General features: G+C 33.4%; 14 protein-coding genes. 11 read left to right on the top strand and 3 right to left on the bottom strand.

Annotated elements, in window-relative coordinates; all coding sequences use genetic code 11:
* The first annotated feature begins 13 nt into the window (after nucleotides 1-13).
* From ROY99_13265 to prmA, 11 genes are all read left to right on the top strand, one after another.
* Nucleotides 14-1,588: a tetrathionate reductase family octaheme c-type cytochrome gene (locus tag ROY99_13265; protein MDT3697347.1), complete on the top strand. Its 1,575-nt coding sequence runs from the start codon at nucleotides 14-16 to the stop codon at nucleotides 1,586-1,588.
* A complete protein-coding gene (locus tag ROY99_13260; GenBank protein ID MDT3697346.1) occupies nucleotides 1,588-2,241 on the top strand; it encodes a cytochrome b/b6 domain-containing protein in 654 nt (217 codons plus the stop codon). Before ROY99_13265 ends, ROY99_13260 begins: the two co-directional genes overlap by 1 nt.
* 8 nt (nucleotides 2,242-2,249) lie before the next feature.
* Nucleotides 2,250-2,765 carry a YeeE/YedE thiosulfate transporter family protein gene (locus tag ROY99_13255; GenBank protein MDT3697345.1) on the top strand — a complete coding sequence of 172 codons (516 nt, stop codon included), beginning with the start codon at nucleotides 2,250-2,252 and terminating at the stop codon, nucleotides 2,763-2,765.
* Nucleotides 2,766-2,782: 17 nt separating this feature from the next.
* On the top strand, nucleotides 2,783-3,973 hold the full coding sequence (locus ROY99_13250) for a YeeE/YedE thiosulfate transporter family protein (GenBank protein MDT3697344.1): 1,191 nt from the start codon (nucleotides 2,783-2,785) through the stop codon (nucleotides 3,971-3,973).
* Nucleotides 3,974-4,204: 231 nt separating this feature from the next.
* Nucleotides 4,205-6,580 (top strand): TonB-dependent receptor, encoded by a 2,376-nt coding sequence (locus ROY99_13245; GenBank protein MDT3697343.1) that lies wholly within the window; start codon nucleotides 4,205-4,207, stop codon nucleotides 6,578-6,580.
* Between the two features lie 129 nt (nucleotides 6,581-6,709).
* Nucleotides 6,710-7,588 (top strand): EamA family transporter, encoded by an 879-nt coding sequence (locus tag ROY99_13240; GenBank protein MDT3697342.1) that lies wholly within the window; start codon nucleotides 6,710-6,712, stop codon nucleotides 7,586-7,588.
* Nucleotides 7,589-7,618: 30 nt separating this feature from the next.
* Nucleotides 7,619-8,101 (top strand): PaaI family thioesterase, encoded by a 483-nt coding sequence (locus ROY99_13235; protein MDT3697341.1) that lies wholly within the window; start codon nucleotides 7,619-7,621, stop codon nucleotides 8,099-8,101.
* A 94-nt stretch (nucleotides 8,102-8,195) separates the two neighbouring features.
* Nucleotides 8,196-9,191 (top strand): phosphoribosylformylglycinamidine cyclo-ligase, encoded by a 996-nt coding sequence (gene purM / locus ROY99_13230; GenBank protein MDT3697340.1) that lies wholly within the window; start codon nucleotides 8,196-8,198, stop codon nucleotides 9,189-9,191.
* Entirely contained in the window at nucleotides 9,191-10,552 is a 1,362-nt protein-coding gene (locus ROY99_13225) for a YchF/TatD family DNA exonuclease (GenBank protein MDT3697339.1), read from the top strand. Before purM ends, ROY99_13225 begins: the two co-directional genes overlap by 1 nt.
* Nucleotides 10,553-10,670: 118 nt before the next feature.
* The gene (gene dacB, locus ROY99_13220; protein MDT3697338.1) at nucleotides 10,671-12,041 is read left to right on the top strand and encodes a D-alanyl-D-alanine carboxypeptidase/D-alanyl-D-alanine-endopeptidase; all 1,371 of its coding nucleotides are present in this window, start codon (nucleotides 10,671-10,673) and stop codon (nucleotides 12,039-12,041) included.
* Between the two features lie 5 nt (nucleotides 12,042-12,046).
* A complete protein-coding gene (gene prmA / locus ROY99_13215) occupies nucleotides 12,047-12,898 on the top strand; it encodes a 50S ribosomal protein L11 methyltransferase (protein MDT3697337.1) in 852 nt (283 codons plus the stop codon).
* 382 nt (nucleotides 12,899-13,280) lie between these two features.
* Here the strand turns inward: prmA and ROY99_13210 are convergent, their stop codons facing one another.
* From ROY99_13210 to ROY99_13200, 3 genes are all read right to left on the bottom strand, one after another.
* The gene (locus ROY99_13210) at nucleotides 13,281-13,673 is read right to left on the bottom strand and encodes a hypothetical protein (protein MDT3697336.1); all 393 of its coding nucleotides are present in this window, start codon (nucleotides 13,671-13,673) and stop codon (nucleotides 13,281-13,283) included.
* 75 nt (nucleotides 13,674-13,748) lie between these two features.
* Complete coding sequence (locus tag ROY99_13205) at nucleotides 13,749-15,401, bottom strand: amidohydrolase (GenBank protein MDT3697335.1); 1,653 nt, start codon at nucleotides 15,399-15,401, stop codon at nucleotides 13,749-13,751.
* Nucleotides 15,402-15,530: 129 nt separating this feature from the next.
* Nucleotides 15,531-17,063, bottom strand: a complete 1,533-nt coding sequence (locus ROY99_13200; GenBank protein MDT3697334.1) for a T9SS type A sorting domain-containing protein — start codon at nucleotides 17,061-17,063, stop codon at nucleotides 15,531-15,533.
* Between the last annotated feature and the right edge of the window lie 87 nt (nucleotides 17,064-17,150).

The raw sequence follows: 17,150 nt of genomic DNA, 5'->3' as shown, positions 1-17,150 counted from the left end.
TTCATAAAATAAAATGAGAAAGATAATTGTAATTCTTGCTTTCATCGGTTTAATGATAATTATTGCAATTGGCTTCTTTTCCCAAAAAGACTATGAGCCAACTACTTTAATGAAATTGAAAGAAAAATATTCGAAAAAATATTTTCCGTCTGTTGATCATTCAAAGTTTACATCACTTCAGCAAAAATTTTCAGCTCCTCAGCAGGTTACAGCAGCATGCATAAGCTGTCACAATAAACGGCATCAGGAAGTAATGCAGTCAAATCACTGGAACTGGGAAAGAGAAGAATATGTTGAGGGAAAAGGAATTGTATATCTGGGTAAAAAAAATGCGATAAATAATTTTTGTATTGGAACTCAGGGCAATGAAAAAAGCTGTGCAAAATGCCACATAGGTTATGGAATGACTTCTGAAGGTAAGTCTTTTACTGATTCTACTAGTGTTGATTGTTTAGTTTGCCATGATAATACCGAAACTTATGTAAAGGGTACTGAAATGGGAGGAATGCCCTTAACCACTTTAGATTTTAATGCAATTGCTCAAAGTGTTGGCAAACCAAAATTAAGTAACTGCGGTGTTTGTCATTTTTATGGTGGCGGAGGCAATAATGTTAAACATGGTGATCTTGATGAAGCTATGTTTGAAACAACCAGGGATGTTGATGTTCATATGGGGATTGATGGTGCTAAGCTGCAGTGTGTTGATTGCCATACAACTGAAAAGCATAATATTTCCGGAAAGGTTTATTCACTTTCATCAATGAATATGAATAGAAATACGTGCGAACAATGCCACACAGCAACACCGCACGAAGATAATATTTTAAACGAGCATACAATTAAAGTTGCATGTCAAAGCTGCCATATACCCATTTATGCTAAAGTAAATTCAACTAAGATGACATGGGATTGGTCAACCGCAGGCAAATTAAGAAATGGTGAACCTTATGAAGAAAATGATAGTTTAGGTAATCACACTTATTTGTCTATTAAGGGAGATTTTACCTGGGATAGAAATGTTGTTCCTGATTATATATGGTTTAATGGTACAGCTTCGCATTATCTTGAAGGTGATCTGATAACCGACACAACCAAACCTTTGATATTAAATCAACTGCATGGGTCTTATGCTGACGATGAATCAAAGATTTATCCAGTAAAAATTCATAAAGCAAAACAACCGTTTGATCCTGTTAACAAGATTTTAATTCAGCCTAAACTATTTGCCGATAAAAAAGGTGAAGGCGCACTATGGATAGATTTTGATTGGCATTCAGCCGCTGATGAAGGAATGAAAGAAGCAAATCTTCCGTTCAGCGGACAGATATCATTTATTAATACTGAAATGTACTGGCCTGTAAATCATATGGTTTCTGTAAAAGAAAACACGCTTGATTGTAATAGCTGTCATACAAGAGAAAACAGCAGACTTGCTGGGCTTAAAGATTTTTATATGCCCGGAAGAGACTATTCTAATATTGTTGAAGTAGGCGGAGTTTGGATGTTGATACTTACATTAATCGGTGTGCTTGCACACGCTTCGGTTAGAATAGTTATCGCAATAAGATCAAAGAAAGGAGGCATCTAATGAAAAAGAAGCAAGTTTATGTCTATAAAGCTTTTGAAAGATTCTGGCATTGGATGCAGGCGATCTTGATTTTTTTCTTAGCTTTCAGCGGATTTGAAATACATGGATCTTACACATTTTTCGGTTTTAGAGATGCAGTTAAATATCATAACATAGCTGCTTATATGCTAATTATTCTTATTGTCTTTGCAATCTTCTGGCATTTTGCTACAGGCGAGTGGAGACAATATATTCCTTCATTTAAAAACATAGCAGCACAACTTAACTATTACATTTTTGGAATTTTTAAAAATACTCCGCATCCAACAAAAAAAACGGTATTAAGTAAACTCAATCCATTGCAAAAGCTTACTTATTTTGGACTGAAGATATTAGTAATTCCGGTTATTGTTACATCAGGGTTACTTTATATGCTTTACAGATATCCGCAAAGATATGGAATAGAATCCCTGAATATTGAATCATTAGAGCTTATTGCAATTATTCATACGATAGCTGCTTTTTTTCTTATCTCGTTTATTATAGCACATTTATATCTGATTACAACCGGCGAAAAAATTACTACAAACTTAAAAGCAATGTTAACTGGTTACGAAGAATTAGAAGAACATCAAGATGAAGTGAAAAGAACTTCGTCAGAAAAATCGGAATAGAGGAATTTATGGAAGAAAAAAAATATATGAATCCATATTTGGCTGGTACATTATTAGGACTCTTACTACTGGCTACAATTTACATTACAGGCAGAGGATTAGGTGCAAGCGGGGCGGTTAAAAGTTTTACTGTTGGAATTGTTGAATCTGCTGCACCTGAACATGCAAATAATAACTCGTTCTATACAGAGTATGCAAAGGAACATGAAGGTAGTCCATTAATGAACTGGCTTGTCTTTGAAGTTGTTGGAGTACTAATAGGAGGATTTATATCCGGATTAATTTCTAACAGATTAAATCTTAAATTGGAATACGGACCAAGATCAAAACCAAACATAAGAATTGCGGGCGCTTTGATTGGAGGATTACTTTTTGGATTTGGTGCTCAGCTTGGGAGAGGATGCACAAGCGGTTCTGCACTGAGCGGCATGGCAGTGCTTTCAGCAGGAGGATTGATAACAATGATGGCAATATTCGGCGGAGCATATATGTTTGCATATTTTTTCAGAAAACTCTGGATATAGAGAGGAGATTGTAAATTATGGGACCATTAGTACCAGATATTGTAGGACCTGAATTAAATTATATTGCTGCTCTTATCATCGGAATATTCTTTGGTGTTATACTTGAGCAGGCTGGATTTTCAACGTCTAAGAAATTAGTTGGATTATTTTATGGATACGATTTTACAGTGTTAAGAGTTTTCTTTACCGCCGGTGTTGTTGCAATGATTGGTGTTATTGCATTTGAACATTTCGGTTTGTTGGATATAAGTCTAACTTATATAAATCCAACATTTCTCTGGTCTGCTATTGTTGGTGGACTGATTATGGGTTTAGGTTTTGTTATTGGTGGATTCTGTCCGGGTACAAGTATCTGTGCGGCAGCAATTGGAAAGATTGATGCAATGATTTTTGTTGCTGGCTCATTTATTGGAGTTTTTATTTTTGCAGAAGGTTATCCAATATGGGAAGGTTTATATAAAGCTGAAAGCTGGGGAAATGTAAGAGTATTTGATTTGCTTGGGATGCAGCAAACTGTTTTTGCTTTTATATTAACTGCAATTGCACTTTCAATGTTTTGGATGGTATCTATAATTGAGAATAAAGTAAACGGAATTAAAAAACCTGTTTTCAGATTTACACCTTATTATGTTACTTTAGGAATAATTGGATTTGTGCTTTCAGTTTCTGCTTTTGTATTAACCGAGAGAAAAGATCATTTACAGGAGTTAGTTTCAGATAAAGAATTTGTAAATAGTTACAATTTAAAAAGTATGACTGTAGATGAATTAGCTTACAGATTGATTAAAAATGACAACAGATTACAGATTATAGATTTCCGCTTGCCTTTAGAATTTAAAAAAGAAAGTCTGCCAGGATCAACTTCATTTACATTCGATAATCTTTTTGAGAAAGAACCGGGAAGAATTTTAAGCATCAGACATAAAATTAATTTGTTTGTTGCTGAAGACGAATTTCAAGAAAGGCAATTGGCAATTGTAGCGAACAAATTAGGTTTTAAAAATATTATAATTCTTGAAGGCGGATTAAATAAATTCAATAAAGAAATTTTGGAATTTGATAAAACTCTCGTTGCAAATAATAAAAGGGAAGAGGATACATACAGGTTCAGGACAAAAGCTAGTTCAATAATTCCTGTGCTGATAAAAGAAAATAAATCAGCAGGACCTGTAAAGAAAACACAAAAGCGAATTATAGGTGGATGCTAAGATTTAATGCCGGCTTATGGCGGTGTTTATTATTACTAAACATTGATTTGCAGGTTTTAATTCTATCTGTAAAATATTAAAACTATGTTTATCAAATATTCGATCTTTCATAATTATTAATAATTGCTGAAGCTGATCTAAACTTCGAAACTTGCATAAGAAGAGTTATCTTTACATAGTAAATTTACTTTTATATGTTAATACAATTCATTGAAAAACCAAACTACCATCATGAAACTCCGAGTCCTAACATTAGTAATATTAATTGGATTTACCCAGTCAATATTTTCTCAGTCAATAAATTTTCAGGGGAAAGTATCTGATTCAAAAACGAATCAACCCATATCAGGTGCTTTTGTTTTTATTAATTATAATTATTCCACATACACAAATAATCATGGATTATTTACAATTCATGATATTCCTTCAGGCAGTTACGAAATAAAAATTTCACGCTTAGGATATAAACTATTTTCAGATAAAGTAACAATAGAATCATCAATGAAAGATTTAGGTATAACACTTGAACCATCATTGATTGAGCTTGATGAAGTAATAGTAAGTACTAGTAAAACTGAGGACTATTTAAAAAACTCACCTTACTCTGAATTGCTTATCAGTGCTAAAGAAATAGAATCAAAACCATTACAATCATTTGCTGATATTGTAAAAGATCAGCCGGGAGTGTCTCTTTTACGCGATGGTGTCTGGGGCACTGAAATCAGTATTAGAGGATTAAACAGAGAAAATATTGTTACTTTGATTGATGGCAGCAGGATATTAACAGCTACAGATATAGCGGCGCGTTTATCAATGGTAAATCTAAATGACATTGACAGAATTGAGATTATTAAAGGAGCATCATCTTCAATTTATGGATCTGGTGCAACAGGAGGAATTGTGAATATAATTACAAAGGCTCCTTCTTTATACAATACATTTTCAGTTAATGGAAATTTTGCTGCACAGTTTAATTCGGTAAATAACTTATCTGCATTTGCAGGTTCATTATACAGCGGTGGAACTTTCTGGGCTTCAAAATTTTCCGGCTCGTACAGAAAAGCAAACAATACCCGTACTCCACTTGGTGAATTAAAAAACAGTCAGTTTGAAGATTATAGTTTTACCGGTTCGCTAAATGTTTTACCGGTAACAAATCAAAAACTTTCAATTGATTATCAATTATTTAAAGCAAATAATGTAGGGATACCAGGTGCATCAGTCTTTCCAAATAATGCAGATGTTCGTTATCCATTTGAAAAAAGAGAATTGATCTCTGCCGGATATGAAATCCAGAATATTTCAGAAATGTTTTATAAGCTGACTGCTAAATACTCTTATCAGTATATCGCAAGAGACGTGGAAAATATTCCACATACTGTGCAGATGGTTCCGGGTTCTGGCGGCACACCGGCAAGAAGAGTCAGTGTTCTTAAGATTACTCCCGGTGCCGATCACAAGAGTAATAATATTCTGCTTCAGGGAAATCTTTTGTTGGCAGATTGGAATAACTTAATTCTTGGGCTGGATTATTGGGATAGAAAATATGAAGGTCATAGAGAAAAATATCAAAAGATAGAAGCACTGGATTCAGCAGGACAAGTTTTAAGTACTACAAATAAAATAATCGGTGAAAAACCGCTTCCAAATTCATCATACAGCAGCTTTGGCGTTTTTGCACAGGATGGAATGAATCTGCTTAAAGATAAATTAGATCTTAATCTTGGTGTCAGATATGATTACATCGGTATTTCTGGTGAAAAGACTTTTAATCCTGAGTATGAAATTGTGAACGGAAACCTGAATAATAATCCAGCCGGACAGCAAATAATCTGGAATGATGTTAAATCAAATAATAGCTCGTTTAGTTCTAACCTTGGATTGAAATATTCGCTGAGTTCATTAATAAATATTACTCTCGGATTAGCTTATTCTTTTCGTTCTCCCTCATTGGAAGAAAGATTTCAATTCATAGATCAGGGCAGTTTGGTTAGAATTGGAAATCCTGCTTTAAAACCCGAAGAAGGAAAAAATATAGATTTAGGATTCAGACTATATGGAGATAATCTTAAAATTATTACAAGTATTTACTACAGCTATTTCAATAATCTTGTTTCAGAAGTCCGCGGTACTTTCGAAGGCAGAAATGCAACATTCAAAACAAACATTGGTGAAGCAAGAATATATGGATTTGATCTTAGCTCTGAATTTAACTTTATCAATGATTATGTTTTTTATACAGCGTTTTCTTATACCAAAGGTGATGATGTTACAAGCGGAGGAAATCTGTCTGAGATTCCGCCATTAAACGGAACTGCGGGAATTAAATTTAACTTATTTGATTTTGCCAATGCAGATATCTCATCTACACTATTTGCTGAGCAGGGTGATGTTGCACCAGGTGAATTAAAAACTCCGGGTTATGTAATTTTTAATTGTGCTTTTTCATCTGTGCCAATAGACTTTACAACGGTAAAAGTGAGAGTATTTGCTGGTATTGATAATCTATTTGACAAATCATACCGTAATCACCTTTCAACTACAAGAGGTAATTTAACAATTGAACCGGGCAGAAATATTTTTGCTAAATTAGCAGTGGAGTTTTAATATTTCTTATTATTGTCATTACAAGTTGAGCAAAGTGATCTTACTTTTAATACAAATCAAAGATTACCGTGCTGTTTCTAAATTGTAATGATAGACAAGAACAATAATATTAATTAAACAAATATTCTGATGGACTGGTTTTTAATTGCCTTACTTTCTTCTTTCTTTTCTGCATTTGCAGCGATAACTCAAAAGAAAGTATTATTTGATCTTAACCCTGTTGAATTCTCATTTCATTTAGCAGTAGTAAATCTAATATTATCAATACCATTTTTCTTTTTTATTAATTATGAAGCAATATATTCATACAATCTTTTTGTTTTGTTTATCAAATCAGTTATTGGAGTGCTTGCATTTTTATGTGTAATGACTGCGTTAAAGAACCTTCAGATCAGCAATGCTTTGCCTTTACTTGCTTTAACTCCAGGACTTGTAGCTGTATTTGCATTCATATTCCTTGGCGAATCACTCAGCTTGTATGAAGTTATCGGATTGATATCTCTGATAGTTGGGACATATATTTTAGAAAGCAAAAACTTAAAAGAGATATTATTTCCGTTAAATGTATTCTTCAAATCAAAATATCATCATTATATCCTTGCAGCATTGCTTTTGTTTACTGCATCTTCAGTTATGGATAAACTGCTTTTAGTAAAACTTGATTTTACTCCTGTTTCGCTAACTGCTTTCCAACATCTTTTCTATGCTGTTTTATTCTTTTTCATATTTTTGATATCAGAAAAGAAATTTGAGGTAAAAAGTTTATTGGCAAACAGAAAAGATTATATATGGATTTCTTTGATATCGGTTTTAACGTTGGGCTATCGTTTTACACAGGTTATATCAATCAGTATGTCTTCAGTTGCTTTAACTCTTGCAGTAAAAAGAACTTCTGTTTTGTGGGCAACAATAATAGGCGGCAAAATTTTCAAAGATTCCAATATGTTAAAAAAAATTATTGCAGTTCTGTTTATTTTATTCGGTGCAATCTTAATTCTTAGGGATTGATTTAATAGTTTAACCATAATGGTTTTTAATATGGAACAAAATAAAAAGATTAAAGCTGTTCAGGATTTTTATCCGGATGATGTTGCCCATTGTTATGGCTGCGGGAAATTAAATGAATTTGGTCTTCAGATAAAAAGCTATTGGGATGGTAATGAAACAATTGCAAAGTTTACTCCAAAAGAATATCATACCGCTATTCCCGGTTTTGTTTATGGCGGTCTGATTGCTTCATTGATTGATTGTCATGGAACTGGCAGTGCTGCATTAGCAGCTTACCGTAATGAAAACAGGGATATTGATACTTTACCTGCTTTCAGGTTTGTTACTGCATCTTTGAATGTAGATTATCTGAAACCAACTCCTTTAGGCGTTGAGTTAGAGTTAAGAGGAAGAATTATTGAAATAAAAGCACGTAGGGTAACAACAGAAATTTCACTTTTAGCAGATGGAGTTATAACTGCCAAGGGGAAAGTGGTTGCAGTTCAAATGCCGGATAACTTTAGTAATAAATAGGTAGCTTAATATTGTAATTAAATATTTTGTAATAATCTGATTTTAATATTAATTTTTTTGTAAGATAATAAGACTTAAAAAAAGAGAGTGAGTTTTGGAAGAGAATTATAAATCCGCCGGTGTTGATATCGAAGCAGGCGAAAAAACTGTTGATAAAATCAAAACCTATGCAAGATCAACTTTTAACAAAAGTGTTCTAACAGATATAGGAATGTTTGGTGCTTTTTATGAACCTGATTTTTCAGGATTAGCTAACCCCGTTTTGGTATCGAGTGTTGATGGAGTCGGAACCAAACTTAAAATTGCTGTCGAAATGAAAAAGTATGATACTATTGGTCAGGACCTTGTAAATCATTGTGTTAATGATATTGCTGTATGCGGTGCAAAACCATTATTCTTTTTAGATTATTATGCTGCTGGTAAATTAAATCCTGATAATGCCGCAGAAGTAATAAAAGGATTTGCAATTGCCTGTAAAGAAAATGATTGTGCATTAGTCGGTGGCGAAACTGCTGAGATGCCGGGACTTTATAATGATGATGATTTTGATATTTCAGGAACTATTGTCGGTGTTGTTGATAAATCTAAAATTATTGACGGTAAACAAATTCAAAAAGGTGATTATCTAATCGGCTATCCCTCTAACGGATTGCATACTAATGGATATTCACTTGCCAGAAAAATTCTTCTCGAAAAGTATTCTGTTAATGATTTCATTACTGAATTAAACAATACTCTTGGCAATGAGCTTTTAAAAGTTCATAAATCATATTTCGGATTAATTTCAAATCTAAAGAAAACAATAAATGTAAAAGGTTTATCTCATATTACGGGCGGCGGAATTATCGGAAACACTTTAAGAATAATTCCAAAAGATTTGAACATAAATATTTTCTGGGGTAATTGGGAAATGCCTGCAATATTTAAATTGATTCAGAAGACCGGAAATATTTCTAATGATGAGATGAGAAAGGTTTTTAATTGCGGCATTGGTCTAATTGCTGTTATCTCGAAGGAAGATAAAATTGTTGCTTTTCAGGCTGCACACGATGCACAGGAACATCCGTTATTAATAGGTGAAGTTGTCTGATGTTTGTTGATACTCACGCACATTTATTTTTTGATAATTTCAAAGATGATATTGATGAAGTTATTAATCGTGCCTCGCAAAATAATGTTGATTATATTATAGTACCTGCTACTGATATTAAAACTGCAAAAGAAGCAATTATTCTATCGGAAAAATATCCAAATATATATACAGCTGTAGGGATCCATCCGCACGATACAAAAGATTGGAATGATAATTTAATCAAGGAGATTGAAGAACTAACGAAACACCCAAAGGTAGTTGCAATTGGTGAAATAGGGTTAGATTACTATTATGATTTTTCTCCAAAGGAGCAACAGATAAAAGCCTTTAAAGCGCAGCTTGACTTATCATTAAAACTTGAACTGCCTGTAATAATACATAACCGTGACTCCGATGAAGATATGATGAATATTATTCAAGATTATTGCGGCACCGGTCTGAAAGCTCAGTTTCATTGTTTCAACGCTTCATTAAATGATGCAATTGAATTTATGAAGATGAATCATTTTATCTCTTTTACTGGAAACATAACTTATAAAAAGAGTAATTCATTAAGGGAGATATTAAAATCAATAAATCTAAATCATTTACTGCTCGAAACTGATTCACCATTTATGACACCTGTTCCTTTTCGTGGTAAAAGAAATGAACCCGCTAACCTGAAATATATTGCGCAGCAAATTGCCGATATCCATAAAATAACAATTGAAGAAACAGGCAGAATAACTTCACTTAATGCCTTCAGGTTTTTCGGGATTGGAAGTCCGCCGGAAACAAGTTTTACTTATAAGATTCATAATTCATTATACGTTAATATTACAAATCGCTGTAATGCTGATTGTACTTTCTGCAGAAGAAAAGAAGATCCTTATTTAGCTGGATATAATCTTGGGATGAAAAAATCTGAAGAACCACCTGCGGAAACTTACATTAGTGAAATTGGTGATCCTAAAAAGTATGATGAAATAGTATTTTGCGGATATGGAGAACCGACAATCCGCTGGAATGTTGTAAAAAAAATATCTGATTATGTCAAATCAAACGGCGGCAAAACAAGACTTAATACTAACGGGCATGGAAATCTGATAAACAAAAAAGATATAACTCCTGAAATGAAAGGCTTGATTGATACAGTTTCCATTAGCTTAAACTCGTACGATCCGAAACAGTACTCAGAACTGATGCAGGTTAGTGAAGATCATTTTGTCGAAATGAAAAACTTTGCCGGCTCTGCTAAGAAATATGTTAATAAAGTTGTATTGAGTATCGTTTCGTTAGATGAAGTTGAAGTTGAAAAATCACGTAAAGTTGTTGAAGAAGAAATCGGTGTGGAGTTTAGAATCAGAGAATATTTCTAATTCATTGATTCCAATAGATAAATAGCAATTAATTTAATGAAACAGTCATCTCTTGCTTTTAAATTTTTAATAGTTGTTAAAAGTTTAAACAAGCAAAATAAAATGTGATAAAAGAAATATGATAAAGAAAATAGTTCTTGCATTTATAATCGCCTGTTCAGTTTATCCACAGTCAATCAAAACAAAACTTGATCAGCTTTTAACTGATAAATTTTTTGAATCCTGTGTCGTATCAATTGACGCTGAAGACCTTACCTCAAATACAGTTCTTTTCAGGAAAAATGAAAAATATTTACTGAGACCAGCTTCTAACATGAAGATTATAACCTCAGCCGCAGGATTACTTTATCTTGGTCCAGATTATGAGTTTAAAACTGATTTGTATTATGACGGAACAATTTTGCACGATACGCTTTATGGAAATATTTATGTGCTTGGCGGATGCGATCCTGATTTTACTACCAATGATCTTTATTTTTTTGTTGATGCAATTAAATCATTGAATATTTCTGTTGTAACAGGTGATATAATCGGTGATGTTTCATTTAAGGATTCACTTTATTGGGGCAGCGGCTGGATGTGGGATGATGATCCTTCAAGCGATGCACCGTATTTAAGTGCTTTGAACATCAATGATAATTGTGTTATAGTAAATTATTATGGTAAAGCTGATTCGATTGAGATTATCCCCAAAACAAATTATGTAAGTGTAAACAGAAATATTAATACTGATAAACTAACCATCGACAGAAACTGGTTTGAAAGAGAAAATGAAATTATTGTTAAAGGTTCTGATAATAAAAATGATTATTCAGTGCAGGTTAATGTTTTAAAACCCGAATTATATTTCTTAAAAGTTTTTTCGGAAGTATTAGACTCAAATCAGATTAAGTGTAAGGGAAACCTGAGAATTGATACCCTTACCAATACTCAGATATTTCTTACTTCGCTTAAAAGAAAATATTCCGATGTTATAATTAATCTGAATAAAGAAAGTGATAATCTTAGTGCTGAAATGACTTTATCAGCATTAGCAGAAAAATTTTATGGCAAACCAGCTAATGCAAAAAACGGAATTAAGGTTATTCAGCAGATGATTGAAGAAATTGGATTAAACCCCAAAGACTACAGATTAGTTGATGGTTCAGGTGTTTCTCATTATAATGTGGTCAGCACTGAATTACTCCTAACGCTTCTAAAATATTTTTATACAGCGAAACCTGAGCTTTTTAGCCTGCTTTATGATTCATTTCCAATTGGCGGGATTGATGGAACACTTGAAAAAAGAATGCTTAACAGTCAGTTAAAAGATAATGTTCATGCTAAAACCGGAACATTAACAGGTGTTAGTTCTCTTTCAGGATATCTCACTTCAAAAAATAAACACCTGATCGCTTTTTCAATTATACTTCAAAACTTTGTCGGCTCATCTTCAACTGCTAAAAAATTAGAAGATGAAATCTGTAAAATTATTTACGAGTATAAATAAAAATTATGACCAGATTATTTAAAGAATTTATTATTACTGCCGAGCCATTTAATGCAGAGATATTAAGCTCTGTTTTATGGGAACTTGATATTGACGGAATTAACGAAGATGTTAATTGTCTGAAAGTTTTTGCAAGTAAAGAAGATATTACTGTTGACGGGATAGAAACCGTTCTAAATCATTTAAAGGATAATAGTTTACTCAGGGATTTTTCAATTCAGGAAAATTATGTTCAGGAAAAAAACTGGAATGAAGAATGGGAAAAGAGCAGAGAAGTTGTACACGTTACCGATAGAATAGTTATAAAGCCGACATTTAAAGAATATCATCCCAAACCCGAAGAGATTGTATTAACACTTGATCCTAAAATGTCCTTTGGAACCGGAGATCATCAGACAACTAAAATTTGTCTGAAGTTTATTGAAAAATATTTGAAAGCTGATTCAAAGGTGCTGGATGCCGGCTCAGGGACAGCTATATTAGCAATTGCTGCCGCTAAACTTAAAGCAGAAAAAGTTATTGCATTTGATATTGATGAATGGTGTTATGAAAACGGAGTTGAAAATACAAACTTGAATGAAGTTAGTTCGCAAGTTGAAATCAGGAAATGTGAGCTGAATGAAATAAAAGAAAATGATTTTGATTTAATTATTGCAAACATCCAGAAAAATATTCTGCTTGAGTTATCTGATGGATTTAGTTTTAGAATAAAAGCGAATGGGGTTTTAATTTTATCCGGTTTGTTAGAGATGGATAGGGAAGTAATTGTTTCAAGATACTCTTCTTTAGGATTTCAAGAAATTGATTATTTGAAAATGGATGAATGGATTGGGTTGGTGTTTAAGAAGATAAAATAAAAATGCCAGTCTTCTTCAATCTCAAGATAAAAGAAAATCGTCACTTTGAGCGAAGCCGAAAAGTGACAGGAACAAAAGTCAGTCTTCGACTCCGCTCAGACTGACTAATTGTAAACTGAAAATCCTCTGTCACTTTGAGCGAAGCAGAAAAGTGACAGAAACAAAAGTCAGTCTTCGACTCCGCTCAGACTGACTAATTGGAAACTGTTAATCCTCTGTCACTTTGAGCGAAGTCGAAAAGTGACAAGAACAAGAGTCAGTCTTCTACTCCGCTCAGACTGACTAATTGTAAACTGTTAATCCTCTGTCACTTTGAGCGAAGCAGAAAAGTGACAAGAACAAAAGTCATTCTTCGACTCTGCTCGACTGACATAGACGAATTTTATTCCATTTCTATTGTGACTGATCCGGATATAATATATTCATCATTACAATCATAAACATCAATATCAAAATCGCCCGATTTATAAAAAGTAACTTTTTTCCAGAACCATGTCCAGTTTCTCTCTGTATTGATGGTAATAGTAGTATCATAGCTGTCATTTCTGTAAATCTCAAGATCAATCTCTTTACAATCAATCTCATACGGCAATTGAATAAGTACATAGAGATATCCACCGCCTTCCGGAATTGTAAACACTGAACTTTCGTTAATTGGCTGCCCATCATCATCTACTCCTTCACAGAAGTAAATAGATTGTGAATAAGAATGATTTAACATTCCTGAAAAGATTATAAGCACAAATGCAAAAGAGAGCCATTTGAAATGTTTCATAACAGAATCCTTGATTTATTTGAGCAAAACCTATTCAGAAACTTTACTTAAGTAAATAAGGCAGATTCCGTATTCTTATTTCTTATAAATGATCTTGCCATCAAAGACAGTCATTGTAACTTCTACATCTTTAATTTTAACTGGATCAATTGTGAGTATATCATCACTAAGTACAACTAAATCAGCCAGCTTGCCTGTTTCAATGCTGCCTTTAATATTCTCTTCAAACGATGCATAAGCTGAGTTTAAAGTATAACATTTAATTGCATCTTCAACTGAGATTTTTTGCTCAGGTATCCAGCCATCAGGATTTTTATCATCCAGAGTTCTTCTTGTTACGGCGGCATAAATCCCAAGTAATGGATTTAGTGGTGCAACATACCAATCAGTACCAAAGCATAATTTAACTCCCGCTTCAAGAAATGATTTAAAAGGGTAAGAATATTTAAGTCTTTCAGGTCCTATTCTTTTCTCAGCCCAAACGCCGTCATCTATACAATGATAAGGCTGAACAGAAGCAATAACACCAAGCTCAGCAAATCTTTTAATATCTTCAAATTTTACATGCTGTGCATGTTCAATTCTGAATCTTCTATCCCACTTGGGGTTTTCTTGTATAATCTTAGCGTAAAGATCGAGCATATACGAGTTTGCTTTATCTCCGATAGCGTGAACACAAATTTGTAGTCTGTTTTTATCTGCATCCAGACACCATTTATCCATACTGCCATCGGTTATATTATCCATTGCCAAACCGCTTGTAGTAGTATCCTGAACATATTTTTCAAAAAACCATGCAGTGCTTGATCCTAATGATCCATCTGCGAAACCTTTTAATGAACCCATTCTGATCAAATCATCACCATAGCCTGCCTTTATATTGTTCTTTACAAGATATTTATAATCAGCAATGGGCCATCGTGAAAAAATTCTGCAAGTTAATATACCTTCATTTTTTGCACGCTCATAAACTGTTAAAGCATCAAGATAACTCATATCCTGAATACTTGTTACTCCCAATCGCTTGGCTTCATTAAGTGCAGCTAAAAGAGCATCATAATTTTCTTCTTCAGTTGGGTCAGGAATATGTTTAGTCAGAATTTCCATTGCATTATCTTTTAGCACTCCGGTTGGTTCACCGGTTTTAGGATCTTTAACAATAAGACCGCCGTCAGGACTTTCAGTATCTTTTGTGATTCCTGCAATTTTAAGTGCATAAGAATTTGCAACACCCATATGTCCATCAAGTCTTTCAACAAATACAGGCTGATTAGAAACTACTGCATCAATCATTTCTTTAGTCGGAAGATCTTTAACTTCCCATTTTTCATGATCCCAATATCCACCGGTTATCCATTTACGGGGATACTTAGCTGCATAGTCTTTAAGTATTTGTTTGAACTCTGAAGTTGAATTTGCCGGTCTAAGATCGATGCCAAGTAAATAAAAACCACCTGTTAAAAAATGAACGTGATTATCATTGAATCCCGGAAGCATCAGTTTGCCGTCTAAATCAACTACATTAGTATTTTTATCAATAAACTTTTTTGCTTCATCATTGGTACCGACAAAAAGAATTTTATTATCCTGTACTACTACTGCCTGTGCGAGCGGCTGATTCTCGTTTACTGTAAAAACTTTACCATTAATGAAAGCTGTTTTATTATTTTGTGCAAGCATTGAAGACAATCCTGAAAATATTATAAAAATAGTTATGAAGTATTTCATAAAATGCCTCTTGATTTACTTTTGTAAAAATATCTTCCTGCTTCAAAAATAAAAAGGATTTAATCCAATTGCTGAGTTAAATTATTCTTGAAAAGATTTTTTAGAAATTGGGTTTGTTAATACCAAACATTATTTAATCAGCATCATCTTTCTGGAAGAAATATATTCTCCTGATTGTATTTTATAAATATAAACTCCGTTTGCAATTCCGGAGGCATTGAAGTTCAATTCATATCTGCCTGCAGTTTTTTGTTCGTTCACTAATTCGGCAATTTCATTACCGAGTATGTCATAAATTTTTAGTGTTACCAAACCATCTTTTGGAATCTGGTAACGGATAGTTGTTGAAGGGTTAAATGGATTGGGATAGTTTTGAGCTAAAGAAAATTCTTTGGGCAGAACTGATTCAACTTCAACCGAAGATGAATATTGATGTGAACCATCAAAATCAATCTGTTTAAGTCTATAAAAGGTTTTAAAGTCATAGGTTTGTGAAATAATAAACGAATAACTTTTTGATTCTGTTGTTGTTCCATATCCGGGAACAAATCCTATCTTAACAAAATCCACATTATTTGTACTTGATTCAATTTCAAATCCGGAATTATTTAACTCAGTTGCAGTAGTCCAATTAAGTAAAATATTTTCATCTTGCAGTTCAGCCTTGAATAAAGTTAACTCAACCGGAATAAAGAAAGGTGAATCTAATTTATAAAACCCATTACCCTGAGCAGCAAAAACATTCATAGAATCAACAATAAAGTACTGATAATTTGTTGAAGGAATTGAAACAGTTTGCCAGGTTGCTCCACCATTTTTTGTTTTCCAGGTTAAGTTGCAAGAGTAACAGCCTGCATAAACTTCATTTCCATCGAAAGGATTAACATGAACTCCCCACATATACTGACCTGTAAATCCAGGTATAAGTGTCCAGGTTGCGCCATAATCAGTAGATTTAAGCAGTCCGCCGCCGCCAGCCCATTTTGTTGCATAAGCAATACCTGGCTGAGTAAAGTCAACAGCAATGGTGGGGATTTCACCTGAAGTGCTGTAAGTTTGTGTCCAGGTTAAACCATAATTTGAACTTCTGAAAATACCTGTTCCATTATCTCCAACAAGGATGATTGAAGTATCCGGGAAAACTTCGATATCACAAGGTGCGCTGTTTGTTCCAAAGGATGCCGCAATAGTAGTCCAGGTTGAACCAAAATCAGTTGAGCGCATAAAATTGTTTCCATTCATTGTATAAAAAGTATCCGGGTGAGCAGGATCCTGTGTAATTGGAATTCCAAAATATGAAAAAGATAAGCCATCGGCAGTAATGGTCCAGGTTGCACCAGCATCAGTAGTTTTGACTATCTTATCTGATGCGGCTTCAATTCCAACAAGAATAACATTCGGATTATTGTCATCAATAATTACACATTTGATTTCACTTGCTGATGGAATATTTACACCAATCTGAACAAAAGTTTCACCCCGGTCGGTACTTTTAAAAATCTTATTAACTGAGCCGTAATAAACATTATTGTGGTTATACTTTTCTACATCAATTGGACCGCCTAAACTAGAACCGGATTTTTTAAGCTGCCAAACATAATTTTGCGAGAAAATAAAAGGCAGAAAAAATATGACCATTAAAAGAGTAAATAGTTTTTTCATTTATTTACCTGAGATTTTAATTATTAATTGGATTAGTTTTTATTAAAATAAAAATATGATGTCAAATAACAAATGATTCAATAAACT

It is taken from the genome of Ignavibacterium sp. (assembly GCA_032027145.1).
In the GTDB taxonomy this organism is placed as follows: domain Bacteria; phylum Bacteroidota; class Ignavibacteria; order Ignavibacteriales; family Ignavibacteriaceae; genus IGN3.
The sequence above is the reverse complement of the archived record's forward strand: the minus strand, read 5'-3'. Positions and strand labels throughout refer to the sequence as shown.